The following is a 25,729-nucleotide window of genomic DNA, read 5'->3' on the forward strand; positions in this document are numbered from 1 at the left end:
GGGAGGTATCTGCTGCCCCTTCGTTCAATGGCAGGACAGCCGCCTTTGGAGCGGCGAATGGTGGTTCGAATCCACCAGGGGCAATGTCGGAAGCATGGGCCGCGGGGGTGCGCGCGGGCCCGGCTGACGGGGGGGCTCGAGGGACGGCCCGCCCCCTGCCGTTCGGTGCCGATCCGGGCTAGCTTTGGAGGCTCTCCGGTTCGGGCCCTGTCAGGGGCCCAACCCCTGACCTGACGGCCCCTTACGACTCCCCCCATGGACGGCTTGGCGGTCCCCATCCACGGTTTCCGGATCCTCACCGGCACGGCCAATCGGCCGCTCGCCGAGGAGATCGCGAAGGCCCTCGGGACGGAGCTCTGCAAGACGACGGTCACGCGCTTCGCCGACGGCGAGGTGTTCGTGCGACTCGACGAGAACGTTCGCGGCGCGGACATCTTCATCGTGCAGCCGACGAACCCGCCGGCGGAGAACATGCTGGAGCTGCTGCTGCTGATCGACGCGGCGCGGCGCGCGTCGGCGGCGCGCATCACCTGCGTGCTCCCGTACTACGGCTATGCGCGCCAGGACCGCAAGGACCAGCCCCGCGTGGCGATCGGCGCGAAGCTCATGGCGAACATGATCATGCGCGCCGGTGCCGACCGCGTCCTCGGCGTCGATTTCCATGCGCACCAGCTGCAGGGGTTCTTCGACATCCCGGTGGACCACCTCTATGCGGCGCCGGTGTTCACGGCGCACTATCGCAAGAAGAAGCTGCAGGACCTCGTGGTCGTGGCCCCTGACGTGGGGTCGGCCAAGATGGCCCGCGGCTTCGCCAAGCGCCTGAACGCCTCACTCGCGATCATCGACAAGCGCCGCCCGCAGGCGAACGTGGCCGAGGTGGTGAACGTGGTCGGTGAGGTGGAGGGGAAGGATTGTCTCCTCGCCGACGACATGATCGACACGGCGGGGACGATCTCGGAGGCGGCGCGGGCGCTGAAGAAGCTGGGCGCGAAGGACATCTACGTCTGCGCGACGCATGCGCTGCTGAGCGGTCCGGCGGTTGAGCGGCTGTCGAACGCGCCGATCACCGAGGTCGCGGTGACGGACACGATCCACATCCCGGAGTCGCGGCGGTTCCCGACGCTGACGGTGCTGAGCACGGGGGAGCTGCTGGCGAAGGCGATCCGGTTCACGCATTCGGATCAGTCGGTGAGCTCGTTGTTCGAGTGAGTTGCGATGAAGGCTGAAGGTTGAAGGATGAAAGTGTGTTGATGCGGGATGCTGGATGCGGGGTGTTGGATGCTGGATGCGGGGTGTTGGATGCGGGATGCAGGTGCGGTACCGATGGAGGTCGATAGAAGAAGGCGGCACTTTCCCCCTTCCTCCTTCAGCCTTCATCCTCAAGTTGGCGCTCCGCCGGGCCGGACCTACCGGGCACCCACGTTGCGCGCCACACACATGATTCGAGGTGGTTCCGATGGCTTCCGTTCCGTTCAAGGCGTCGACGCGCAGCACGACCGGCAAGGGCGTCGCCCGCAAGCTCCGCGCGGCCGGCAAGGTCCCGGCCGTGATCTACGGCCATGCCCGTGAGGCGCAGTCGCTCGAGCTCGAGCACCATGCGCTGCAGCTGCTGCTCGAGAAGCACCCGTACCAGAGCACCGTGATCGCGCTGGACGTCGATGGCAAGACGAGCAACACGCTCATCCGCGAGATCCAGCGCCATCCGTTCAAGAAGCAGATCGTGCACGTCGACTTCCAGGAGCTCGTGGCCGGCGAGAAGGTCACCGTGCCGGTGCCGCTCCAGTTCACCGGGACCCCTGACGGCGTCCGCCATGGCGGCGGTCTCCTCGACCAGATCCTGCACGAGCTCGAGGTCTCTTGCGACCCGTCGAACATCCCGCACCACATCATCGTGGATGTCACGCCGCTCACGATCGGCCACTCGATCCATGCCGGCGAGATCGCGCTCCCCGCGGGCGTGACGCTCGAGACGGAAGCCGACGCGACGGTCTGCGTCTGCGCCGCGCCGAAGGTCGAGGTGGAGGCCGCGCCGGCCGAGGGCGCTGCGCCGTCGGAGCCGGAGCTCATCCGCAAGGCCAAGGCTGAGGAAGAGGCTGCCGAGAAGAAGTAACCCGCCCTCCCTCCGGGTCCGCCCAGGCGTTCGATGAAGGTCATCCTCGGTCTGGGCAACCCCGGCAAGGAGTACGCGGAGACGCGCCACAACGTCGGCTGGTGGATGCTCGACCACCTCGCCGACGCGTGGCGCACCGATGGCTGGCGGAAGGACGGCGAGGCGCTGACCTCGTCGGGCACCATCGGGGGCGTGAAGGTGCGCCTCGTGAAGCCGCAGACGTTCATGAACCTCTCGGGGGCGGTCCTCAAGCCCTGGCTCCGGCGCCCGTTCTGGGCGGCCGCCAACGACCTGCTGGTCGTCTCCGACGAGGTGCAGTTGCCGGTGGGGGCGTACCGATTCCGCGCCAAGGGCTCGGCGGGCGGCCACAACGGACTCAAGAGCATCGAAGCGGCACTGAAGTCCCAGGACTACCCGCGCCTGCGCATCGGCGTGGGGCCGAACGACCCGCAACGGCGCATCGGCGACCTCGCGGACTACGTGCTGGGTGATTTCGGGAAGGGAGAGGCCGCGGACACGCGCGCGCTCTTCGCGACCCTGGAGGAGGCCCTGCGGTGCTGGACGGCCGAGGGCATCGAGACGGTGATGAATCGGTTCAACCGCTGACGGACCTGGATCAACCCTTACCCACTCCCCCATGCTCGACAACCTGACGATGTACGCCCTCGTGATCGGTGTGGTCGGCCTCGTGGCCTGCTACCTGACCTACCTGGGCATCGTCCGTCACGCCCCCGGCTCGCAGGCCATGCAGGACCTGGCCGAGCAGATCCATCAGGGCGCGATGGCCTTCCTCAAGCGCGAGTACACGGTGCTGCTGCCGTTCCTGCTCGTCGTCGCCGGCCTCCTCGCCTGGGCGATCAACGTGCCGACCGGCATCGCCTACGTCGTGGGCGGCATCTGCTCCGTGGCCGCGGGCTACGCGGGCATGACGGCGGCGACCAAGGCGAACGTGCGCACGGCCGAAGCGGCCCGCGCGACCGGCCAGGCCACCGCCCTCCGCATCGCCTTCGGTGGCGGCTCGGTGATGGGCCTCGCGGTGGCCGCGCTCGGCCTCATCGGCATCGCCGGGATCTTCGTGTGGCAGAAGGAGCTCCTCGGCACGACCGGCTTCAAGTCGTTCGGCGAGATCATCTCGGGCTTCGCGATGGGGGCGAGCTCGATCGCGCTCTTCGCGCGCGTGGGTGGCGGCATCTACACCAAGGCCGCCGACGTCGGCGCGGACCTGGTGGGCAAGGTCGAGGCCGGCATCCCCGAGGATGACCCGCGCAACCCGGCCACGATCGCCGACAACGTCGGTGACAACGTCGGCGACGTCGCCGGCCTCGGCGCCGACATCTTCGAGTCGTACGTCGGCGCGATCATCGCGACGATCGCGCTCGCGACGACCTCGCTCCGGATCCCGGATGTCTCGCGCCTCGACGCGATGCTCCTCCCCGTCGCGTACACCGCGGTCGGCCTCGTTGCCTCGCTGATCGGCATCTTCGTCATGCGCATCCTCGCGAGGGGGAACCCGGCGAGCGCGCTCCGCGCCGTGACGTTCATCGCGGCGGGGCTCTTCCTCGTCTTCGCCTGGTGGATCACGAAGTCGGTCCCGCTCAACATGGTGGACAACGAGACGGGGCGCGTCTATCCGCTGCTCGGCCCTTGGTTCGCGGTGATCGCGGGGACGGTGTCGGGCGTGCTCATCGGCCTCGTGACCGAGTACTACACGGCGCAGGGCCCGGTGCTGCGCATCGCCGAAGCCTCGAAGACCGGCCCGGCGACGAACATCATCGCCGGCCTCGCGGTCGGCATGGAGTCGACGATCGTCCCCGTGCTGCTCATCTGCGGCGCGATGTACGTCGCCGTCTGGGCGGCCGGTCTCTACGGCGTCGCGATCGCCGCGGTGGGCATGCTCGCCACGGTCGGCGTGACGATGTCGGTGGACGCGTACGGCCCGATCGCCGACAACGCCGGCGGCATCGCCGAGATGAGCCACCTCGGCAAGGACGTCCGCAAGATCACCGACGGCCTCGACGCGCTCGGCAACACGACGGCCGCGATCGGCAAGGGCTTCGCGATCGGCTCGGCGGCGCTCACGGCGCTCGCCATGTTCTCCGCGTACGCGTCGGCCGTCGGGCTCAACACGGTCGGCCTCAACCTCGTCGACCCGATGGTCGTCATCGGCCTCTTCATCGGCGGCGTGATGCCGTTCTTCGTCGGCGCGCAGACGATGACCGCGGTCGGTCGCGCGGCGCAGGGCATGGTCGAGGAAGTGCGTCGCCAGTTCCGCGAGATCCCGGGCCTCCTCGAGGGGAAGCCGGGCGTGAAGCCGGACTCGGCGCGCTGCGTCGACATCTCCACCGCTGCGGCACTGCGGGAGATGATCCTTCCCGGCGTCGCGTCGATCCTCCTCCCCGTGATCGTCGGCAAGTTCTTCGGCGTGAAGGCGCTCGGCGGCCTCCTCGCCGGCGCGACGGTGACCGGCGTGATGATGGCGCTCTTCATGGCCAACGCCGGCGGCGCGTGGGACAACGCGAAGAAGGCGATCGAGGGCGGGATCATGGGCGGCAAGGGCTCTGATCCGCACAAGGCGGCCGTCGTCGGTGACACCGTCGGCGATCCGTTCAAGGATACGTCGGGGCCGGCCATGAACATCCTGATCAAGCTCATGTCGGTGGTGTCGCTCGTGCTGGCGCCGTGGTTCATCGCTTAACTGCCAGGGCGCTCTGAGTCGTGAGTGGTGAGAGGGGAGGCCTTTCGGCCTCCCCTTCTTGCTTTGCCGGCTTCGCGGGGGTCGAGGACGCCCTCCTTGCGCATGCTCTCGAGGACGCGCTTGCGGAGGCCGACGAGCATGGCCTGCACCTCGGCCAGCCGGGCTTCGAGGTGCGCGTACTCCTTGGCGGGTAGCAGGCCGAGGTCCTTTGCCAGGAGGATCTGGTAGTCCGCTTCCCTCGCCGACGCGAGCGCGATCTCGAGGAATCGGTTGAACTGCGCCTGGGAGTGATGTCCGGCCCCCTCGGCGATGTTCGTGGGGATGGCGGAGATCGAGCGCCGCAGCTGCGCGCTCAGGCCGGGGTAGCGGTGCAGCGCACCGCCCTCGGTGACCGTGAAGACGCGCAGCGTGAGCTGGTGTGCGCGTTCCCAGACGGCGAGTCGACGGAAGGAGATCATGGCGCGAAGGTGCGCCGGACGGCCTCGAACTCCGACACCCGAATCCCTCAGGTCGTTACCTTACAGCTCACAACTCACCACTCACATCGCCGTTCAATGCTGTCACTCGGAATCGTCGGCCTCCCCAACGTCGGCAAGAGCTCGCTCTTCAACGCCCTCACCGCCGCCAAGGCCGAGGCCGCGAACTACCCCTTCTGCACCATCGACCCGAACATCGGCGTCGTCACGGTGCCGGACCCCCGCCTCGACGCGCTGGCGAAGATCGTCATCCCCGAGCGCACCGTCCCCGCGGCGGTGCAGTTCGTCGACATCGCCGGCCTCGTGAAGGGCGCCAGCAAGGGCGAGGGCCGCGGCAACGCCTTCCTCTCCAACATCCGCGAGACCGACGCGATCGTCCACGTCGTCCGCTGCTTCGACGATCCCGACGTCATCCACGTGGACGGCTCGGTGAACCCGGCGCGCGATCGCGAGACGATCGAGTTCGAGCTCGCCCTCGCCGACCTCGGCGTGGTGGAGAAGCGGCTCGACAAGGCCAAGCGCGCCGCGAAGACGGGCGACAAGGCGGCGGCCACCGAGGCGGCGGCGCTCGAGAAGGCCTTCGCGCCGCTCTCCGAGGGGAAGGCGCTCTGGCACGTCGCGCTCACCGATGACGAGCGCAACCTCCTCAAGGGCCTGCAGCTGCTCACGATGAAGCCGATCCTCTACGCGGCGAACGTGACGGACGCGGAGCTCACGGGCGCCGAAGGGCCGCACGTCACCGCGCTGCGCGCGGCGATCGCCGCCGACCATGAGCCGGCCGAGGTGGTCACCTTCTCCGCCAAGATCGAGATGGAGCTCGCCGACCTCGCGCCCGAGGACCGCAACGAGTTCCTCGCGTCGCTGGGCATCGAGTCGGCCGGGCTCGATCGCCTCATCCGCGGCGGCTACCACCTGCTCGGCCTGCAGACCTACTTCACGGCGGGCGAGAAGGAGGTCCGCGCCTGGACCATCCATCACGGCGACACCGCGCCCAAGGCCGCGGCGGTCATCCACACCGACTTCGAGCGCGGGTTCATCCGCGCCGAGACGGTGAGCTACGAGGACTTCATCTCGCTCGGCGGCTGGAAGGGCGCGAAGGAGAAGGGGGCGGTCCGGAGCGAAGGCAAGGAGTACGTCGTGAGGGACGGCGACGTGCTGCTCTTCCGCTTCAACGTGTGACGGTGGCGCCGGGGCGCGCGCGCCTCGGCGCGACGGCGCTCCACAGGCGCCGCACCGGTCGCAGGGCCGGATAGAGGCCGACGAGCGCGTCGGGGAGGCGCATCGCCTCCCATTCCTGCAGTGTCGGGTCGAAGGTCGCGCGGGCCAGCAGGCGCAGTCGGTCCGGCGCCCCCTCGGTCCAGCGCAGGTCCCATCGGAGCGGCGGACGGAACTCGGTCTCGCCGCGCGCCCAGCGGGCGAGGACCTCCTCGGCGAGTCGGATCACCTGCGTGTCCATGCGCGTGGCTGCGTCGAGTTCCTCCGGGCGCGGGACGGAGAGCACGCGCCTGGCGAGCTCCACGCCGAGCAGGACGGCCCGTCCGCCTCCCACTGCCGCGGCGCGCGCATGCGCCGTGACGACGGCATCGTCATCGCGGCGCGCGAGCGCGGCGAAGACCGCGACATCCTCGAGGCGGCCCCACGCGTGCTTGGCCCCGTGCTGCGCGAGCAGGGCGAGGGTGTCCGCTCGATCCGGCGTGAGCAGGTGCACGCCCCCGAGCGAGAGCCGCACGGCCCGCTCCATCACCGCCGGAACGGGCAGGCGCCCCGCATAGCGCAGCGCACTGAACTCCCAGTGCAACTCGAGGAGCCGCGGCTCGTGCGGACCGACGAACTCCCAGGCCCCGAGGCCGCGGAAGATCGCCCCCTCCTGCGCGTCGCTCATCGCATGACGCCGCGCCCACCCCGTCGCGAGAAGGACGTCGCGCGCGCGGCCACGGTCCGCCGGATGCACGACGAGGTCGAGATCGTCGAACTCGCGCGAGCCCACCTCTCCCCAGGCCAGCTGTGCGATGGCCGGGCCCTTCCAGGCGAGCGAGCGGATGCCCGCGGTCGTGAAGGCCGACTGCACGCGGCGCAGCGTCTCGACCGCGAGCAGCCCGCGCATCGCGATGTGGCGGGCGGCCTGCTGCAACTCGGGCTCGGCCGCCGCACCCGCGGCGCGGGCCAGCAGCGGGACGACCCGATGCGCGGCCGCGAGCTCGCGCAAGGCCGGGCGGTCGAACGGCCGCGTCTCCGCATGATCGTACGGATGGGCCGGATCCGGCAGGAGTGCGCGGACGGCCGCGCAGAGTTGGTCCAGCGCGCCGGGGGGCGTCGCGCTCACGGGGTCACCCCGTGCGACGCCACCAGTAGGGCCCGTCCTGACGACCCGGCCCGAAGAAGTTGCGCTGCGTCATCTCGGCGACGGTCCCATGCACCGTGAGCTCGGGCGCGCGATACGGCGCTCGGGCTGGTCGAACGGGTTCGTCGGCAGGCGTCTGGTTCATCGGCGGAGATCCGGCTCCCGGGGTGGGACGAGGCGAGGACGGGCGTCATCCTTGGAGTATCGACGCTCGGGCCCCTTCCAACATAACGCCCGCGTCAAAATGTCCCCACCAGGCTCGTCACGATGTGCGCGATGCGCCCGACGGTCTCCGGCAGACGCCCGGCGTCGGCGTGCGGGACGAGCCGACGGACGGGGACCCGCGCCGCCAGGCGCCCCACCGCTCGCAGTTCCGCTGCCCGCTCGTCCGCGTCGAGCAGATAGTTCGCGTACGAATGGACGACCATCGAGAGCAGGGCCTCTCCGCCCGCCACCGGCTCGACGCGCGGGGCATCGTCCGCTTCCCGCGCCTCCAAGAGCAGGACGAGTCCGAGCGGGACCGCGCCGGTCTCCACCGGCAGGCCAGCCGCTGCTGCGCCCAGCCCGCGCTTGGGCCAGTTGGGCGTGAGGGCCGGCAGCGCGGTGCCCCCGAAGAGCATCCGCTCGCTGTCCTCCCAGAGCCGGACCTGATCGGGCGCGGGCGTCGTCCACCAGCGCCCGTCCACCTCGCGCACGACGAGGATGTCGTCGGTGATGATCGCGTGTCCCGCCTGCGCGCAGGCCGTCACCAGCGTGGACTTCCCCGCCCCGCCCGGTCCGACGAACGCCACGGCCACGTCGCCGAAGCGGGCGCAACTCGCATGCAGCGCGAGGAGCCCGCGCCGACGGAGCGCGTAGCCGAGGACCGGCCCGATGAGGAAGGTCATCGCATCGGCGACGGTGAGCGGCGCATCCCAGTCCGACCAGACCTGCCTGCCATCGGTCGTGACGTGGAAGCGGATGCCCTCGGCATAGTCGAGTGCGAGCGCCGCGGCCGACGGGAGCGACCACACCACCACGGCCGGCACGTCGCCGAGTTCCGCCTCGGACGAGTACTGATGCGTGCGAGGGGCATCGGCCCACGCGGGCCGCTCTCCGAGTGCGATCTCGACGTCGGCGTCGCCGGTGGAAGCCACCTCGGGGATCCCGGGGAGCGGTGTCGCCGTGCGCAGGCGGAGTCCGAAGACGAGATGGTCAGCCATCCGCCGGCTCCGGTTGCGCGAGCCATCGGGCGACCTCGAAGACGCGCCAGGCGGCCATCACGGCGTCGGGAGCGGACGATTCGCGGAGCGTGCGTCGCCAGGCATCGATCTCGACGAGGTCGTCCATCGGATGCGGCAGCGCGCGTTCGGCGCCCCCCGCGGCGCGCCAGACGGCGATGCTCGCCTCGTGCGCCCCATGCACCGGCGTCTTCGGCCGCGCGAGGACGTCGGCCGGCAACCGCCCCTCCATCGCGCGGCGCAGCAGGGCCTTCTCCTGGCACCAGGGGATGGGCGCGACGGAGAAGACGAACGCGAAGAGCCGCGCGTCGAGCAGCGGCAGGACCACGGTGAGCGGCACGCCGGTGACCGACGGGTCGTCGATCGCGAAGAGCGTCTCCCAGACCGGCTGCTGGTGCGACCAGGACGCGCGCGGCCGCAGCGGATGAGGCGGCGGCTCATCCGGCACGGCCTCGCCGTGCTGCACGCGCACATCCGTACGAAGCCACGCCGGCGCGGCCCACCCTCGCGCGAGGCGACGCGCACGGAACGGTGACCATTCGCGCAGGCCGAGCCATGGCCTGCGGCCCGACTCGGCGCGATGGCGTCGATACGCGGCCGCGGTCTCGCCGAGCGGACGTGTGCGCAGGAGCGTGATGAGGTCGGGCGGCGCGAGGAGCGAGTCGCCGTCCTCGCCGTCGATCGTCACCGGCGCCTGGGCCGCGAGCCGTCGGGCACGCGTGCGCCACTCGGCGAGTTCGGGATCCGCCACCGGTTCCGCCGTGCGCAGCCCCGGCTCGTCGAGGTGCGCGAGGATCCCGTGCCCCTCGATGTACGAGACCTCCTGCGGCAGTTGGAGATGTCGCGCGACGCGTTCGGCGAATTCGCGCTCGTCCGACGCGACGAGGCGTTCGTGCGAGACCGTGTGGGCGGCGAGCGCCACCTCCGGCGCGACCGCACGCGCCATCGCGGCGATCGCCGGCGAGTCGAGGCCGCCACTCAACTGGATCGTGACCGCGGGCGTGCGGAGCCGGTCGCGCACCGCCGCGCCGAGCACCTCGCGGAATCCCTCGAGTACCTCCTCGTCGCGCAGCCCGACGCGCGCCGTCGGCACGGGGAAACGCCAGTGGCGCTCGACGGCGTGCGCGCGATCCGTCTCCCAGCGACGCTGATGCGAGGGCGGCATGCGCGTGACACCGCGCCGCGCGGTGCGATCCGGCGCGACGATCGAACCGGCGCGCAGGAAGTCGACGAGGGCCCGTTCGTCGGGGGATCCGTCCACGCCCGGCAGCGCGAGCAGCGCGTCGATCTCGTTGCTCACCGCCACGAAGGCCGCCGTCTCGGCGACGAAGAGCGGCTTCACGCCGAACGTCCCGCGCGCGGCGACGAGCGCGCCGCGACGGAGATCGAGCGCCGCGAAGGCGAAGTCGCCGATGAGGCGGGACGCCGCATCGGCGCCCCACGCGCGCAACGCCGCGTGGAGGAGCCACGCATCGCCGCGCTCGGCCGGCGGCTCCACGCCGGCATCGCGCAGTCGCGCGCGGAGCTGGATGCGATCGTCGAGTCGCAGGTCGCCGGCGACGAGCCACTCGTCGGCGAGGATCGGCAATCCGTCCGCGGCGCCGACGGCGTCGGTGAACGCCGCATGCACCGCGACGGCGCGCGGCGCCTCGACGGTGCGCTCCCCCTCGGGGCCGCGGGCGCGGAGTCGCGCGCGGACGCGCGCGAGCACCGCGGGGTCGAGCGCCCCGCCGGCGCGATGCCAGCAGAGCAGGAACCCGCTCACGCGCCGCCCTCGACGAGCCGCGCGAGTTCGCGCGAGGCCCAGGCGAGCGCTTCGGCCTCGGTCGGCCAGCGTGAGGGGAAGTGCCGTCGCAACGCCTCGGCGATCTCCGCGAGCGGGCGCGCGCCGTCGACGAGCGAGGTGAGGGCCGCGAGCTCCTCCACCGCCGCATCGCGCGCCGGCACGTGGCCGGCGGCGCGACGCGCTCGGCGACTCGCCCCGATCATGCGCGCGGCCAGGTCGGTCCCCTGCACCACTTCGGCGGGCCCGCCGGACGCGGGCTCACGGACGACCTCCCAGCGCCAGACGAACTCCTGCCCGTCGGAGACGGCGCGCAGCCGGATCTCGAGCCGATCGCCGGCCACGACGTCGAGCGGACGCGGCAGCGGGAACCAGGCGCAATCGTAGACCGTGGTGCCGGTGGACGGGCCACTCGTGAACCGGGCGCCCCCGGCGAGTTCCGCCTCGAACCAGACGCCGAGCCCGGCGCAGGTGCCGGGCGTCTCGACCTCGCATCGCGCGGCGCCGTGCACGGCGCGTTCGTCGGGGCGCGCGAGCTCGAGGGTCGTCCATCGGCGCGCCGGCGCGAGGGGGCGCAGATCACGCGCGCGCACGCGGGAGGTGGCGCTCGCGGCGCGCGCGCGGATCTCGTCCACCGCGATCCCGTCGATCGGGTGCGGCGACGGCGCGATGGCATCGGCCCGCTCGGCGCAGGGCGCGACCATCAGGTGATCGCGCTCGGCGATGCACCGCGCATCGGGCGCGAGGAGTCGCGTGTGCGCATCGCGCAGGATCGCGAGGCGACCGCCACTCAGGGGCAGCACGCCGCGCAGGTCCTCGAGCAGGACGGTCGCGGGCTGCGGCAGCGTGACGCGCTCGAGCGGCGCCTGCAGGAACGTGATCCGGTCCGCGACGCCATGGTGTGCGGCGAGGCGTGGTCCGAGGTCGATCGCGTCGTTGGGTTCGACGGCCCAGACGTGCTCCGCACCGCATCGCGCGGCGGCGACGGCGAAGAACCCGAACCCGGTGCCGATCTCGAGGACGAGATCAGTGGGGCGGACGGTGGCGCGAAGGGCGGCGAGGTAGGCGGACGTCCGGCGCGGGTCGTCGACCATCGCCAGGTAGTCCGGGAGCTCGTACACTCAGCCCGTCCGGCGACCCATCCAGCCGTCCATCATGCCGGTCATGGAGACGGTGGACGTGAGGAGCGCGAGCGTCCCGAACCGTTCGAGCCGCGGGGGCGCGTACGGGGCACGGACCTTCGGTGCGACGGGAGTGTCGTCCTGCGGACGTTCGGCCACGCGGCTCCTTGAGGTCCCGACGTGCGACCGCGCGGATGCGCGCGCGCGCAGGGACTCCTGCATGATACCAAATTGACGGCCGAGCGGTTCACAGGTCAACGACGGACGGGATGGCGCACCGGGGCGCGATCCGCCGCGTGGATCAGGGGTCGATGACGACGAGCCCGTGATGTGTGAGGTCGGTCACCAGGCGCACCAGGTCGGCGAAGGCGGTCGGCTCGTCGACCTCGAACTCCTCGGTGATCGCGCGGGAGACGCTCCCGAGCGTGGTGGGCGCCTGGATCGCGGTCCAGATGCGCGACCCGACGCGATCGAGTCCGAAGTAGAGGCCATCGCGCATGGAGAGGATGACCGTCTCTCCCTCGAGCGCCGCGGACACCTGTTCGTCGGTGGCGCGGATGCGGGTGTCGCGCGTGAGCGGCGTAGCGGTCACGGTGCGGCCCGGCGGCGGCGATCGCTCAAGCGGTTGGCGCGCGTCATCGCGAGGAGTCTACATTCCGGCCGCCCCCTCTCGCAAACGGAGCCTCGATGCGCCGGTCCCCGAAGCTCGCACTCCTCTCGATCGCGCTCGTCGGTGCCGCGCTCACCTCGGCGCTGGCCGCGCCGCTGACCGCACCGCTCGCTGCGCAGGCGCCGCCGCCGAACGCCGCACTCGACGCCGCGCGCGCGGCATGGGAGCGGCACCCCGAGAACGTGGACTCGATCATCTGGTACGGCCGCCGGGTGGGATACACCGGCGCCTTCCAGGAGGCGGTGGACATCTACACCAACGGGCTGCGCCTCCATCCTGACGAACCGCATCTGCTGCGGCACCGCGGCCACCGGTTCATCTCGCTGCGCCGCTTCGAGTGGGCGATCGCGGATCTCGAGCGCGCGCGCGCCGTGGTGGATGGCGCGGAGGACGAGGTCGAGCCGGACGGCCAGCCCAACGCCCGCGGGATCCCGACGAGCACGCTGCACTCGAACATCCGGTATCATCTCGCGCTCGCCTACTTCCTCACCGGCCAGTACCGCCGCGCCCTTCCCATCTGGGAGGAGGATGCGACGCGGGCGACGAACGTGGACCAGCGGGTGGCGGCGACGTACTGGTGGGTGCTCACGCTCGCGCACCTGAAGCGCGGGGCCGAGGCGAAGGCGATCCTCGGAGCGGTGCGTCCGGAGTGGGACGTGATCGAGAACGGCTCCTACCATCGGGCGCTGCTCTGGATGCGGGGGGACCTGACGGACGCGCAGGTCCTGCCGGCGGGGCCGTCGGTGCTGGAGCGGCAGACGGTGGGGAACGGGATGGGGCAGTGGTTCGCGGCGAACGGCCGGGTCGCCGAGGCGCGGGTGGCGTGGGAGGCGGTCCTGGCCACCGGCCCGTCGGCGAGCTTCGGCGTGCTGGCGGCGGAAGCGGGCATGGCGCGGTTGACTAACCCCTGAGCCTACGGTAGGTTACGGGGCTTTCCACATATGGCGGTCTTCCGGCCCGGCACCGAGGCCTGACCGAGACACCGCCCTCTCCGCCTGCGTCGGCAACCCGCAGGTGGCGAACTGACCAAAGGGAGGATTGCCGCATTGTCTCGTGAATACGAGGCGGTGTACATCTTCGACTCTGCGCTCGAAGACACCGCCATCGCCGAGAAGCTTGAGAAGCATCATGCTCTCCTCGGCGCCAAGGACCCCATCACGCTGGACCATTGGGGCCGCCGCCAGCTCGCGTACAAGATCGGCTCGAAGGAGACCGGCTACTACGTCGTGGCCCGTTTCACCGCCGAGGGCAAGGTGCTGCCCGAGTTCGAGCGCGCGCTCAAGCTCGACGACACCGTGATCCGCTATCTCATCTCGGTGCACGAGCATGAGCTCGGCGCGCCGCCGATGACCGAAGAACAGCTCGCCGCCCGCCGCGCGCGTGACGGTGACGACGACGACGACGAGGAGTAGCCCATGCGCCGCCAGAAGAAGACCTGCCCGGTGACCGAGGCCGGCATCCGTTTCATCGATTACAAGGACGAGCGCTTCCTGAGCCGCTTCATCACGGACACGGGCAAGATCCTCCCGAGCCGTCTCAGCGGCGTCGATGCGCGTCACCAGCGCCAGCTGGCGAAGGCGATCAAGAAGGCGCGGTATCTCGCGCTGCTGCCGTACGTGCGCACGCAGTCGGCACAGTAAGGAGCGGTGACCGCGGACGAGGGCACGACACCCGCGCGTGAGCGGGGGTGGTTGGGTCCGCTGGCCGCACTGTTCGTGCTGGTGATGGTCTCCACGCTCGCCGCACCGGCGGTCGTGGTCCCGGTGGGGGATGTCCTGCTGTTGCTCGCGCCGGTCACGGCCGCGTGCGCGGTGGCGGGATGGCGGGTCGGGGCTCGACTCCCGCTCGCGGTCCTCTGGACGGCCTTCGCGGTCTGGGCGCTGTGGCGGACCCCTGCACCACCGGGGCTGCATACGGATCTCCTCCGCGGCTGGGCGGTGCTGCTGGCCCTCGCCTTCGGCGTGGCGGCCAGCGCGGGAGCGGGATTGGGAGTGGGCGAGACGTTCCTGCCCAAGGCGCTGCTGTCGTTGGTGTCGGCGGCGGCGGTCGGGATGCTGGCCCTGCTGCTGGTGCCGGGCGGGTTCACCGGTGCGGCGGAGTTGGTGACGGGCGAGATCGGTCGGCGCGCGACGGTGGCGACCCGCGAGTGGCAGACGCTCACGGGCACGCCGGAGTGGGCCGAGCTGGTGCAGAAGTCGGAGGGATGGGCGAAGTACGGGGAGAACGCGGAGGCGCAGTTGGCGCTCCTTCCCGGCATCGCGCTCAAGTACTTCCCGGCCCTGCTGGCCCTGCAGTCGCTCGCCGTGCTGGCGTTGGGTTGGGCGGTCTACCACCGCGTCGGACGGGTCCGTTTGGGGCCGCCCCTCGCGGACCTCAAGGACCTGCGCTTCCACGAGGCGCTCGTCTGGGGTGTGGTGGCCGGGTTGGCGCTGCTCGCGCTGCCATCCTCCGGGATCTGGCGCGCGGCGGGTGCGAACCTCCTGCTGTTCTTCGGAGTCCTCCACGCGTTGCGTGGGATGGGTGTGGTCATATGGTTCCTTTCGCCTGGCCGGGCGATGAAGGTGGTGCTGTTCGTCATCACCCTGCGCTGGCCGCAAGTCTTGTTGGTGTGCGCCGTTGTGGGACTCGGCGACACCTGGTTCGATTGGCGCCGCGCGTCGCGGCTCCGATCCCAACGTTCGGAGTGAACAATGGAAGTGATCCTTCGGCAGGCCGTGGACAACCTCGGGCATCCCGGCGACATCGTGGACGTCTCGTCAGGCTACGCCCGCAACTTCCTGCTCCCGCGCGGCATCGCTTATGAGGCGACCGCGGGGAACAAGAAGCGCATCGCGCAGGAGAAGGAGCGTCTCGAGGCCGCGGAGAACGCGCGCCGTGACGCGGCCGCCTCGATCGCCAAGCGCCTCGAGGAGGTCTCGCTGACCTTCTCGGCCAAGGTCGGCGAGGAAGGCAAGCTGTTCGGCTCGGTGACGGCGGCGGACATCGCCCACCAGCTCGAGGCCCAGGGCTTCACCGAGGTCGAGAAGCGCATGATCGACCTCCACGAGCCGATCAAGGCGCTCGGCGTCTACAAGGTCCCGATCCGCCTGCACGCGGACGTGAAGCCCGAGATCAAGGTGTGGGTCATCAAGGGCTGAGCGGAGGCTGAAGGGAGAAGGGGAAAGGGAGAAGGCATCACGCGATGCCTTCGAGCGAAGGGGCGGCTCCCGGCGACGGGGGCCGCCCCTGACGCTTGCGCGCGCCGCCCCGCCCCGGAACCTTTCGCCATCCTGCGGGTTCGCTTCTGAAACGGTCCTCCCTCCCCACGCGATGCTCACCGCTGCTCCCGACGTGTTGCGCTCCGCCCGCCAGGCCGCCCAGGTCCTGCTCGACAGCAAGGCCAACGATGTCGTCCTGCTCGATCTCCGCGAGGTGACCGACATGGCCGATTATTTCCTCGTGGCGAGCGGCACCTCCGACACGCACGTGCGCTCGACCGCGCACCACGTGATGGACGCGCTCAAGCGGGAGGGGGCGACGGTCCATTCCGTGGAAGGGCTCGAACAGGGGCGCTGGGTGCTCCTCGATTACGTCGACTTCGTCGTGCACGTGTTCCATCCCGCGCTGCGCTCGTTCTACCAGCTGGAACGGCTCTGGGGCGACGCCCCGGCCGTGCCGGTCACCGCCTAGGATCCCTCACATGCTCCGTTCCGGCCGCCTGCTGGTCCTCCTCGCGCTCGCCACGGTGCCGGCGACCGTCGCCGCCCAGAGCTCGTCGTACTTCGGACAGAACCATGTCCAGTTCCGCGAGTTCGACTGGCAGATCCTCAAGACCGAGCACTTCGACGTCCATTACTACCCGGAGCTCGAGGAGGTCGCGAAGTACACCGGGCAGATGGCCGAGCGCACCTACGCGCGGCTCCGCCGCGTGCTCGGGCACGAGTTCAAGGAGCGCAAGCCGATCCTCATCTACGGGTCGCGCACCGAGTTCGCGCAGAACAACGTCACCGGTGACCTCGGCGAGGGGACCGGCGGCGTCACCGACGCGCTCCGGCAGCGCAACATGTTCTTCTTCGCCGGCGACCTGGGCGAGGCGGAGCACGTGCTCGCGCACGAGATGGTGCACGTCTTCCAGTACGACGTGTTCGCGCGCGGCCGGGCGGGCGGAGGGATGCAGCAGTTCGCCGCCGCCGCGCCGCCGCTCTGGTTCATGGAAGGCATGGCCGAGTACCTCTCGGTCGGCCCCGAGCACCGCTACACCGACGCGATCATGCGCGATGCCGCCCTCAACGGCGACATCCCGACGATCGAGCAGATGACCGACCGCCCCGACCTCTTCTTCCCGTACCGGTTCGGCGAATCGGTGTGGCAGTACGTCGGCCGGCGCTGGGGGGACGAGATCATCGGTGAGGTGATGCAGGCGACCCCGAGCCTCGGCGTGGAGCGCGCCTTCCGCCGCTACACCGGGCTCGACCTCGAGGACCTGAGCGAGGAGTGGAAGGAGGACGTGCAGACGCGCTTCCTCCCGCAGGTGGCGACGCTCGAGCGTCCGCGCCGCGTCGCGAGCCCGATGCTCAACTCGCGCCGCACCGGCGGCGTGATCCCGCTCTACATCGCGCCGGCGATCTCGCCGGACGGCAAGCAGATCGCGTACATCTCCACCGGCTCGCTCTTCCGCGCCGAGGTGTTCCCCGACCTGTACCTGGCCGACGCGACGACCGGCAAGCGGCTCGCGCGCCTCACGAAGAGCACGCTCGACGCCGACTTCGAGGAGCTGCGCTACGCGTATTCGCAGAGCGCCTTCTCGCCCGACGGCCGCTATCTCGCCTTCACCGCGCAGCGGCGCGGGAAGGATGTGCTCTACATCTACGACCTCCGTCGCAAGCGCGTGACGCGGCGCCTCGACACGCCGCTCCAGGCGATGATCGGACCGAGCTGGTCGCCGGACGGCCGCAAGATCGTGTTCAGCGGTGCGCAGGGCGGCATCTCCGACCTCTACATCATCGACGCGGACGGACGGAACCTCACGAAGCTGACGAACGACTCGTACAGCGACCTCATGCCGCAGTGGTCGCCGGACGGACGGCAGATCGCGTTCGTGAGCGACCGCGGGCCGCAGACCGACCTGGCGACGCTCCGCATCGGGCCGTGGCGGATCAACGTCTACGACCTCGAGAAGGGCGAGGCGACGACCATCCCGGGACAGGAGGGGAAGAACCTCAACCCGATGTGGTCGCCCGACGGGCAGTCGGTGGCGTTCATCTCGGATCGCACCGGGATCTCGCAGGTCTTCCTCTACGACTTCGCCGCCCAGGACCACTTCCAGCTCACGAAGTTCGTCGGCGGCGTGCTCTCGGTGACCGAGGACAGCCCGGCGATGAGCTGGGCACGCGAGGCGGACAAGCTCGCCTTCACCTACCATGACGACGGCAACTTCACCATCTGGAGCGTGGTGAATCCGCGCCAGTTGAAGAAGGAACCGTTCCGCGCCGCGCAGACCCCCGTGGTCGCCGCGGCCGACGTTGCCGCGCCGGCGGACCAGGCCGCGCGCGCCGGGCAGGCCATCGGCGCGCTCGCCCGGCAGATGTCGGACAGCATCGCGGCCGCGAAGGCGCTCGCCTCCGCGGCCGCCAACCCGCGCCGGCGATCCGTCTATCGGGCGGGCGACGGGCTCCGCTACACCGCGGTGCTCCCGTCGGGTGAAGCGCAGGGCGTGTCGATGGGCGCGCTGCTCGACAGCGCGACCCTCGCGCTCCCCGACCCCGCGTCGTTCCGCCGCGACAAGTACAAGGGCGCGCTCCGCCCCGAGTACGTGATGCGGCCGTCGGTGGGCTACGCGCAGGACAACTTCGGCCGCGGCGTCTACGGCGGCACGGCGATCGTCCTCGCCGACATGGTCGGCAACGAGCGCCTCGCGCTCATGGGCGGCATCAACGGCCGCATCTCCGAGGCGCAGGTGTACGCCGAGTACACCAACCTCGGCGGCCGCTTCCAGTACCAGGCCGGGCTCGCCCAGCAGCCGTACTTCTTCTACGCGGGCGGCTTCGAGACGGGCGGGGGCAGCCAGGTGCTGCAGACGCAGATCCTCGCCCGCTACATCGCCCGCAGCGGGTTCGTCAACGGGATCTATCCCCTCAACCGCTTCGCGCGCTTCGAGTACGGCGCCTCGTTCAACAACATCGACCGCGCCCTGATGTACATCAGCCAGGGCGTGGACTACGCGCAGGGGTTCGCGACGGGCTTCTATCTCGACTCGATCGTCGGCATCGGGTCGCTGAACTACACGGCGCCGTTCGTCGCCTACGTGAAGGACAACGCCCTCTTCGGCGCGACCGGCGGCATCTACGGCCAGCGGTACCGCTTCGGCATCGAGCGCAACATGGGAGGCGTCGCGTGGACGACCTACTCCATGGACTACCGTCGCTATGACGCGATCCTGTTCAACTTCCTCACGCTCGCGTCGCGCCTCACGGCGAACGTCTCGGCCGGACCGGACGAACTCGAGTTCCCCAAGTACATCGGCCGCCCCGACTTCATCCGCGGCTACGATCGCGAGTATTACGCCGGCGACTGCCAGACGGCGTCGACGGATCCGAGCGCGTGCGGCGCGAGCCAGCTCCTCGGGAGCCGAGTGGCGTTCGCGAACGTCGAGCTGCGCTTCCCGCTCGTGCGCCGCTTCGACCTGGGTCTCCTGCCGGTCTCGCTGCCCCCGGTCGATGGCCTCGTCTTCTACGATTGGGGCATGGCCTGGAGCAAGGAACAGACCGTGTACGGGAGCCGTCCGGCCAACTACGACCTCGCGGTGCAGCGGTATCCGCTCCGCAGCTACGGCTTCGGCATCCGGCTGAACCTCTTCAACATCGCGCTCATCCGGTGGGACTACGCGGTGCCGCTCGACGGTTCGCTCAAGCGCGGCTACTGGTTCTGGACGCTCGGGCAGTCGTTCTGAGCGACGTGAGCCGCTAAGTTCCGCGGGTGCGCGCCACCCGACTCCTGCTGCTCCTTCTCGCCGTCGCGGCCTGCGGCGAGAAGCGCCTGACGACGACGTCGGTCCCCACCGGCGTCGGCCCGGACGCGATCCTGCTGCGCGTGCCCCGCGACGGCGGTCCCATGCGGGCCTATCGCGCCGGCCGCGACAGTGTGCTCTGGACCTCGAACGGCCGCGCCACCTCGGTGGGCGCGCTCGTCGGGTTCGACGACTTCCAGAGCGTGGTCGTCGGGCGCGACACGCTGGGGATCGCCTTCAGCGTGGACCTAAGGCTCGGAGCGATCGAGAAGCTCGGTGGCCCCGCCCTCGGCGCGCTCCGCGGACCGGTCCGCTCCGAGGGCGGAGCCCTCTTCGGCGTAGACGACCGCGGTCAGATCGTGCGCGTCAACGCCGTCACCACCTGGAGCTGGAAGCCGGGGCTCGCGGCGGAGGACCTGGTCCCCACGCCGGACGGCGCGCTCATCATCGCCGGGAGCGTGGGCGGGCGCACGGTGGTCCAGCGCCTCATCCCGCCGGAGTCGCGCCTCACCGATTCGACGACCCTTCCCGCGACCGACGCGATCCTCCGCACGCCGATCGGTGACCGGATCTGGTTCGTCACCGACAGCGGGCTCATCGCGCTCCGCAGCCGCGACCTCACCCGCGCCCTGCAGGTGAAGGTGACCGACGTGACGGCGCTCGAGTCGACGCCGAGCGGCGACCGGCTCTTCGTCGCCTCCTCGCGCGCGGCGCTCCGCGTGATCGACCGGTTCGCCGAACGCGAGACCGACCGGATCCCGTTGCCGGCGCCGGCGCTCGCGATGCGCATGGACCCCGACGGGCACTACCTGCTCGTCCGGACCGCACAGTCGGACTCCATCCACGTGGTGTCGATCGGCACGTCGCGGGTGATCACGAGCATCGCCGGGAGCTGGCGCGATGACCTCCCCCTCGTGACGCCCGATGGCCGCGTGCTGATCGCGCAGGGCGCCGACGTGGTCCACGTCGATGCCGAGACGGGACGCGAACGGCTGCGCTATCGCGGCGGCGCGGCGGACCTCTGGCTGCAGGTGCGCTGGAACGGATTCCGCCCGCGCGCGGCGGGGCTCGACCGGCCGGTGGAGTTCGAGGAGTTCGCCGCGGATTCCGCGGCCGCCGACAGTGCCCTCGCCGCGATGATGGCCGCGCGCTATGGCGCGATGACGAGCATGCCGGCCGAACCGCCGCCGGTGGAGCAGAAGACGCAGGAGCCGAGCGCGCCGACGAGCGGGAAGTCCGGCGGACGGGAGATCTGGACCGTGTCGTTCGCCACGCTCCTCGCCGAGGATCGAGCCCGCGAGATGGCGGACCGGATACGCGTCGACGGGCGCAGCGCCCGGGTCATCGCCGGCAACCGCGACGGCATCCCCATCTGGCGCGTCGTGATGGGGCCGTACGACACGCGTGACGCGGCCGAGCGAGCCGGGATGGGCTCGCGTCTCCCCTACTGGGTGTTCGAGGGCGCGCCATGATCCACGCCCCCGTGCCGCCCGAGGACTGGGCGGCCGAGGGCGCGCGGGCCGCACCGGCGCTGGCGGAGGTCGCCGCGGCCCTCGTCATCGGGAGCGACCCCCAGGTGGCGGCGCTGGTCGCCCGCGCCATGGCGGGCGCCCAACCGCGCGACCGGCGCGTCGCGATCGGCGACCTCGTCGGCGACTTGCGTGCGCTCGTCCCACCGACCGACCTCGTCATCCGCATCGCCGACGCCGAACCGCCCCCGGCGCCGGAGGACGGCCCGCGCCCCGGACTCCTCCAGTGCTTCCGGGACGGTCTCTCCGTCACCTCCATCGCGCGCCCGCTCACCGAGGATGGCCGGATCTTCGTGCTGCCCGCGGGCGGAGCGCTCGCGCAGGACCGCCTGCTCATGGAGAGTCCGCGGTGGCCGCGGCTCATCTCGGGCTTCCGGGAGGTCGACGCGCTGCTGCTCCTCGTGGCGGATGCGCGCACGCCGGGGCTCGAGTCGCTGATGTCGGCCGTCGACGGCGTCGTGGCGGTGGACCTGCCGCCGGTGCAGCTGCGGCGCTGGCCGCTCCTCGCGACGGTCGATCGTCCCGAGCCCGAACTGCTCCCGGTGGCCCCCATCCCCGACCGCGCCCCCCGCCCCTCGTCGGCAGGCCGCCGCGGTCGTCTCGCGGCCGTGCTCGGACTCGCGACGGTGGCGGGGATCGCCGGGTGGGCCTTCGCGACCGGTCGGTTCGACGCCATGCGTCGGTCCGGCGCTCCCGCCGCGATCACCGACACCGCGGCCGTCGCGAGCGCGATCGCCGCACCCCCCGAATCGCTCGGGGTGGCGGGCACGCCGGACACCATCACCCTCGGGAGCATTGTCAACCCCGACGACTCGGCGACGGCCACGGCCTACAGCGTTGAACTCGTAGCGGCGAATACCCTCGCGGGTGCAAATTCCGGACTGGCGATGCGTGGGGCGACCCTGCCCGCGCCGACCCTGGCCCCTGTCCTGCTCGGCGCGGATGGACGGCCGTGGTACCGCGCCCTCACCGGTGCGTGGCACGCTCGTGCGGAGGCCGAGGCCTTCCTCACGACGCTGCGCGACCGGGGGCTCGTACGAGACGATGTGGGGCGAGTGCTGCGCGCGCCGTACGCGCTGCTGCTCGCCGAGGGGGTGCCGCCCGACCAGGCCGACGCTGCGCGCGCGCAGTGGGAGTCCCGGGGCATCCCCGCGTATGCGTTGCTGCAGGCTGATGGGCGCGCCCGCCTCTTCGCGGGCGCCTTCGAGACCCCTGGCCAGTCGGTGCTCGTCGCACTGTCGCTCCGCGACATCGGCGTCGAGCCCGTGCTGGCCTTCCGAACCGGGAGAATGTTCTAAGTGCGGTTGACCAAGCTCGAGTTGCACGGCTTCAAGTCGTTCGCGGACCAGACCTACCTCACGTTCGAGCCGGGCGTGACGGCCATCGTCGGGCCCAACGGCTGCGGCAAGTCCAACGTGTCGGATGCCGTGCGCTGGGTGCTCGGCGAGCAGCGCGCGCGCCTGCTCCGCGGCGCGAAGATGGAGGAAGTGATCTTCCAGGGGTCGTCGGCGCGCCGCGCGGTGAACATCGCCGAGGTCTCGCTGCACTTCGAGAACGAGGACGGATCGCTCCCGGTGCCGTTCAAGGAGGTCGTGATCACGCGGCGGCTGTCGCGCGCGGGGGAGTCCGAGTACTTCCTCAATCGCGCCCCCTGCCGGCTCCGCGACATCCACGACCTCGTGCGCGGCACGGGCCTCGGTGCCGACTCGGGCGTGGTGATCGAGAGCAAGATGATCGACGCGCTCCTCTCGGACCGCCCCGACGACCGGCGCGAGCTCTTCGAGGAGGCCGCGGGCGTGGGGCTCTATCGCGACCGCCGCCGCTCCACCGAGCGGCAGCTCGAGGCGACGAGCGCCGACCTGCTCCGCATCGACGACCTCACGAGCGAGGTGCAGACGCAGGTGCGGTCGCTGCTCCGGCAGCGTCGGCGCGCGGAACGGCACGCGGAGATCACCACGCGCCGCTTCGCGGTGGAGCTGACGCTCGCCGCGAAGGAGATGGCGGCGTGGCACGAGGAGCTGACGGGCCTGGAGGAGAAGCTCGGCACGTCGCGTGAGGCGCTCCCGGCCGCGCAGCAGGCCGTGCGCGACGCCGAGTCGGCGCGCGACGCGGCCCATGCGGCGCGCGCGGGCGCGGAATCGGCGCGCCAGGAGCGCGCGATCGTCGCCGGCAGCGCACGCCAGGCGGTGCTCGAGCTCCAGCAGCAGCTCGCGGTCGCGGAGGAGCGGCATCGCAACGCGATGTCGCGCCGGGACCGTGCCGCGCAGGAACGCGCCGAGGGCGCGGCGTTCGGCGATCGGGTGCGCGGCGAGTTCGAGGCGGCGCAGCAGGACGAGCAGCAGTGCGCGCTCGCCCTCGAGGCCGCCGCGGTCGCGTTGCGCGACAAGGTCGAGTCCGAGGAGCAGGCGCGCGCCGCCGTCGGCGCCGCGCGCACCGCCGCCGACGATGCCGATCGCACGGTGCGCGAGCACCGCGACCGCGTGCGGAGGCTCGAGCTCGAGCGCGAGAACGCGGAGCGCGAACTCGCCGAGGTCGCGCAGCGGACGGAGTACCTCCTGCGCGAGCACGAGGCCCTCGCCGGGGTGCTCGCGCTCGCCGAACGCGAGCTCGCGACCGCCGACGAGCAGTTGGCGATGGCGCGCGAACAGGCGGCGGCGGCGGAGAACGCGCTCGATGCGGCCCGTGCCGCGGCGCGCGCGGCGCGCGATGCCGAGGCCGTCGCACGCGCCGACGTACGGCGCGTGGAGGAGGAGCACACGGCGGTCCAGGCCAAGCTCGCCGCCCTCGAGGGGCTCGAGCGCGAGCGCGTGGGGCTCGCCCCCGCCGCCGCCCGCCTGCTGCGCGAGAAGGAGCGCTTCGGCGGCGACGCCGTCCTCGGCCCCCTCTCGGACTTCATCGGCGCCGACGCCTCCATCGCGGGACAGGTGGAGCGCTTCCTCGGCGCCACCGTGCACGCCGTGGTGGTGCGTGATCGCGCGGCGGCGGACGCCGTGCGTGCCTGGCACGCCGAGGTGAACCCCGGGGCCCTGCTGCTCCTGCCGCTCGACGCGGTGAGCGCCAACGGCCTCTCGGGCGATCCGGAGGAGCTCGGGGCGCGCGTGCGCGCCGAGGGTCAGGCGGGGAACTGGGTGCGCGCGCTGCTGGGCAAGGTGCGCGCGACGAACGACGGCAACGGCTTCATCGACGCGCGCGGTGCCATGTGGCTCCCCGCGCGCGAGTCCGGGGCCGGCCCGCTGCGGCGTCGCGCCGAGCTCGAGGAGCTGCGCGTGTCGCTGAGCACCATCGAGGTGCGCCGCGCGGCGGTGCAGGCCACGGCACAGCAGGTGCACGACACCGTCGTCCGCGCCGAGACCGACGCGTCGCACGCGGCCGACGCCGCGGCGGCGGCCCAGCAGGGCGCGGCGCAGGCCGCGCAGGTGCGCAACGAGCGCGACCGCGTGCGCGAGCGCCAGGCTCGCGAGCTCGCCGATGCGGTGGCGCTGCGCGAGAAGCTCGCCGGACGCCACACCGAGCTCGGCGAGCGCGTCACCGCGAGCATCGCCGCCCAGGAGGAGACGACGCGCCAGCTCGCCGACGCCGAGGATGCGGCGAACGGCAAGCGTGCGCTGCTCGTCGCCGCGGACCGGATGCAGGACGAGGCCCGCGAGGCCCGCGCCGCGCACCAGGTGGCGCACGCGCAGGCCGAGGCGCGCCGGCAGGTCGCGACGGAGCGCCGGGAACGGCTCGACCGCGAGCGCGAGAGCGCCGTCACCCGCCTCGCGGCGCTCGAGCGCGAGCTCGAGACGCTGGCGATGGAGGACGGGCAGCTCGAGGAACAGATGACGGTCTGGCAGCAGGAGATCGCATCGCGTCGCGCGACGCAGGCCGATGCCGACCAGGCGCTCGCGCTCGCCGAGGAAGGCGTGCGCGCCGCCGACGCGGCGCTCACCGATTCGGATCATGCGCTGGACGCCGCGCGCCGCGCCGCCGACGAGGGGGCGCAGTCGCTCCACCTCGCCGAGCTGCGCTTCGCCGAGCTGTCGGGCAAGCGCGCCGCGATCAAGGAGCGGCTCGAGGCCGAGTGGCGCCGTCCGCTCGAGGAGCTGATGATCGGCTACACCGTCGTCGAGGCCGAGGACGAGGCGTTGCGCACCGAGGCCGAGGAGCTGCGCAAGCAGATCGAGCAGCTCGGGCCGGTGAATCCGCTCGCCATCGAGGAGCACGAGGAGGAGACCAAGCGCCTCGAGTTCCTCACCACGCAGCGCGCCGACCTGGCCGAGGCGCAGGTGAAGCTCCACGCCGCGATCAAGGAGATCGACGTCACGGCGCGCGAGCTATTCCTCACGACCTTCGCGACCGTCCGCGCGCACTTCCGGGAGATCTTCATGTCGCTCTTCGGCGGCGGCGAGTGCGACCTGCGCCTCGAGGACCCGGAACGGCCGCTCGACTGCGACATCGAGATCCACGCGAGCCCGCGCGGCAAGAAGACGCAGCGCATCCACCTGCTCTCGTCCGGCGAGCGCGCGCTCGTCGCGCTCTCGCTGCTCTTCGGCATCTTCCTCACCAAGCCCAGCCCGTTCTGCCTGCTGGACGAAGTGGACGCGCCGCTCGACGACCAGAACGTCGGCCGCTTCGTGAAGATGCTGAACAAGTTCAAGCAGAGCACGCAGTTCATCGTGATCACGCACAACCCGCGCACGACCACCGAAGCCGCGGACGCGGTGTACGGCGTGACGATGCAGGAGCCCGGCGTCTCGTCGCTCGTGAGCGTGCGGATGAACGGCCCCGCCGTCGACGACACGCCCACCGCCGCCTGAGGA

The 25,729-nt window shown here is 71.4% G+C and carries 23 protein-coding genes and 1 tRNA gene; 16 read left to right on the forward strand and 8 right to left on the reverse strand.

The window, feature by feature from the left end; genetic code table 11:
- Window positions 1–13: 13 nt before the first annotated feature.
- The 5 genes from IPJ78_06665 to IPJ78_06685 all read left to right on the forward strand — a co-directional run bounded on the left by IPJ78_06665 (window position 14) and on the right by IPJ78_06685 (window position 4,805).
- Window positions 14–84: transfer RNA gene (locus IPJ78_06665), tRNA-Gln, on the forward strand.
- Between the two features lie 171 nt (window positions 85–255).
- The gene (locus tag IPJ78_06670) at window positions 256–1,209 is read left to right on the forward strand and encodes a ribose-phosphate pyrophosphokinase (GenBank protein MBK7906228.1); all 954 of its coding nucleotides are present in this window, start codon (window positions 256–258) and stop codon (window positions 1,207–1,209) included.
- Between the two features lie 247 nt (window positions 1,210–1,456).
- Window positions 1,457–2,110: a 50S ribosomal protein L25/general stress protein Ctc gene (locus tag IPJ78_06675; GenBank protein MBK7906229.1), complete on the forward strand. Its 654-nt coding sequence runs from the start codon at window positions 1,457–1,459 to the stop codon at window positions 2,108–2,110.
- A gap of 33 nt (window positions 2,111–2,143) precedes the next feature.
- On the forward strand, window positions 2,144–2,716 hold the full coding sequence (locus IPJ78_06680) for an aminoacyl-tRNA hydrolase (GenBank protein ID MBK7906230.1): 573 nt from the start codon (window positions 2,144–2,146) through the stop codon (window positions 2,714–2,716).
- A gap of 49 nt (window positions 2,717–2,765) precedes the next feature.
- Window positions 2,766–4,805 carry a sodium-translocating pyrophosphatase gene (locus IPJ78_06685; GenBank protein ID MBK7906231.1) on the forward strand — a complete coding sequence of 680 codons (2,040 nt, stop codon included), beginning with the start codon at window positions 2,766–2,768 and terminating at the stop codon, window positions 4,803–4,805.
- On the opposite strand, the gene IPJ78_06690 is transcribed toward IPJ78_06685, so the two are convergent.
- Window positions 4,802–5,263 (reverse strand): four helix bundle protein, encoded by a 462-nt coding sequence (locus IPJ78_06690; GenBank protein ID MBK7906232.1) that lies wholly within the window; start codon window positions 5,261–5,263, stop codon window positions 4,802–4,804. The genes IPJ78_06685 and IPJ78_06690 overlap by 4 nt on opposite strands.
- A gap of 96 nt (window positions 5,264–5,359) precedes the next feature.
- Between IPJ78_06690 and ychF the strand changes: the two genes are divergently transcribed.
- Window positions 5,360–6,460, forward strand: coding sequence for a redox-regulated ATPase YchF (ychF, locus tag IPJ78_06695; protein ID MBK7906233.1), 1,101 nt, complete (start codon window positions 5,360–5,362; stop codon window positions 6,458–6,460).
- Here ychF and IPJ78_06700 read toward each other — a convergent pair.
- From IPJ78_06700 to IPJ78_06730, 7 genes are all read right to left on the reverse strand, one after another.
- Complete coding sequence (locus tag IPJ78_06700) at window positions 6,450–7,604, reverse strand: nucleotidyltransferase family protein (GenBank protein MBK7906234.1); 1,155 nt, start codon at window positions 7,602–7,604, stop codon at window positions 6,450–6,452. The two genes, ychF and IPJ78_06700, sit on opposite strands and share 11 nt — an antisense overlap.
- Window positions 7,605–7,608: 4 nt before the next feature.
- The gene (locus IPJ78_06705; GenBank protein ID MBK7906235.1) at window positions 7,609–7,767 is read right to left on the reverse strand and encodes a hypothetical protein; all 159 of its coding nucleotides are present in this window, start codon (window positions 7,765–7,767) and stop codon (window positions 7,609–7,611) included.
- A gap of 94 nt (window positions 7,768–7,861) precedes the next feature.
- Window positions 7,862–8,824, reverse strand: coding sequence for a hypothetical protein (locus tag IPJ78_06710; protein MBK7906236.1), 963 nt, complete (start codon window positions 8,822–8,824; stop codon window positions 7,862–7,864).
- Window positions 8,817–10,607: a hypothetical protein gene (locus IPJ78_06715; GenBank protein MBK7906237.1), complete on the reverse strand. Its 1,791-nt coding sequence runs from the start codon at window positions 10,605–10,607 to the stop codon at window positions 8,817–8,819. Before IPJ78_06715 ends, IPJ78_06710 begins: the two co-directional genes overlap by 8 nt.
- The gene (locus IPJ78_06720) at window positions 10,604–11,746 is read right to left on the reverse strand and encodes a class I SAM-dependent methyltransferase (GenBank protein MBK7906238.1); all 1,143 of its coding nucleotides are present in this window, start codon (window positions 11,744–11,746) and stop codon (window positions 10,604–10,606) included. The genes IPJ78_06715 and IPJ78_06720 overlap by 4 nt, the downstream gene beginning before the upstream one ends.
- Entirely contained in the window at window positions 11,747–11,905 is a 159-nt protein-coding gene (locus IPJ78_06725; GenBank protein MBK7906239.1) for a hypothetical protein, read from the reverse strand.
- A gap of 142 nt (window positions 11,906–12,047) precedes the next feature.
- Entirely contained in the window at window positions 12,048–12,338 is a 291-nt protein-coding gene (locus tag IPJ78_06730; GenBank protein ID MBK7906240.1) for a PqqD family protein, read from the reverse strand.
- A 95-nt stretch (window positions 12,339–12,433) separates the two neighbouring features.
- Here IPJ78_06730 and IPJ78_06735 point away from each other — a divergent pair, with 95 nt between their 5' ends.
- The 10 genes from IPJ78_06735 to smc all read left to right on the forward strand — a co-directional run bounded on the left by IPJ78_06735 (window position 12,434) and on the right by smc (window position 25,726).
- Window positions 12,434–13,327: a hypothetical protein gene (locus IPJ78_06735; protein ID MBK7906241.1), complete on the forward strand. Its 894-nt coding sequence runs from the start codon at window positions 12,434–12,436 to the stop codon at window positions 13,325–13,327.
- A 135-nt stretch (window positions 13,328–13,462) separates the two neighbouring features.
- Window positions 13,463–13,828, forward strand: a complete 366-nt coding sequence (gene rpsF / locus IPJ78_06740; protein MBK7906242.1) for a 30S ribosomal protein S6 — start codon at window positions 13,463–13,465, stop codon at window positions 13,826–13,828.
- A gap of 3 nt (window positions 13,829–13,831) precedes the next feature.
- Window positions 13,832–14,056 (forward strand): 30S ribosomal protein S18, encoded by a 225-nt coding sequence (locus tag IPJ78_06745; protein MBK7906243.1) that lies wholly within the window; start codon window positions 13,832–13,834, stop codon window positions 14,054–14,056.
- Between the two features lie 6 nt (window positions 14,057–14,062).
- Window positions 14,063–15,103 carry a hypothetical protein gene (locus tag IPJ78_06750; GenBank protein ID MBK7906244.1) on the forward strand — a complete coding sequence of 347 codons (1,041 nt, stop codon included), beginning with the start codon at window positions 14,063–14,065 and terminating at the stop codon, window positions 15,101–15,103.
- A 3-nt stretch (window positions 15,104–15,106) separates the two neighbouring features.
- The gene (locus IPJ78_06755; protein MBK7906245.1) at window positions 15,107–15,553 is read left to right on the forward strand and encodes a 50S ribosomal protein L9; all 447 of its coding nucleotides are present in this window, start codon (window positions 15,107–15,109) and stop codon (window positions 15,551–15,553) included.
- A gap of 172 nt (window positions 15,554–15,725) precedes the next feature.
- Window positions 15,726–16,085, forward strand: coding sequence for a ribosome silencing factor (gene rsfS / locus IPJ78_06760; GenBank protein MBK7906246.1), 360 nt, complete (start codon window positions 15,726–15,728; stop codon window positions 16,083–16,085).
- Between the two features lie 10 nt (window positions 16,086–16,095).
- Window positions 16,096–19,344, forward strand: a complete 3,249-nt coding sequence (locus IPJ78_06765; protein ID MBK7906247.1) for a PD40 domain-containing protein — start codon at window positions 16,096–16,098, stop codon at window positions 19,342–19,344.
- Between the two features lie 26 nt (window positions 19,345–19,370).
- Window positions 19,371–20,873, forward strand: coding sequence for an SPOR domain-containing protein (locus tag IPJ78_06770; protein ID MBK7906248.1), 1,503 nt, complete (start codon window positions 19,371–19,373; stop codon window positions 20,871–20,873).
- Window positions 20,870–22,228 carry a hypothetical protein gene (locus IPJ78_06775; GenBank protein ID MBK7906249.1) on the forward strand — a complete coding sequence of 453 codons (1,359 nt, stop codon included), beginning with the start codon at window positions 20,870–20,872 and terminating at the stop codon, window positions 22,226–22,228. The genes IPJ78_06770 and IPJ78_06775 overlap by 4 nt, the downstream gene beginning before the upstream one ends.
- Window positions 22,229–25,726, forward strand: coding sequence for a chromosome segregation protein SMC (gene smc / locus IPJ78_06780; GenBank protein MBK7906250.1), 3,498 nt, complete (start codon window positions 22,229–22,231; stop codon window positions 25,724–25,726).
- Window positions 25,727–25,729 lie beyond the last annotated feature (3 nt).

The organism is Gemmatimonadota bacterium, from assembly GCA_016714015.1.
Taxonomy (GTDB): Bacteria; Gemmatimonadota; Gemmatimonadetes; order Gemmatimonadales; family Gemmatimonadaceae; genus Pseudogemmatithrix.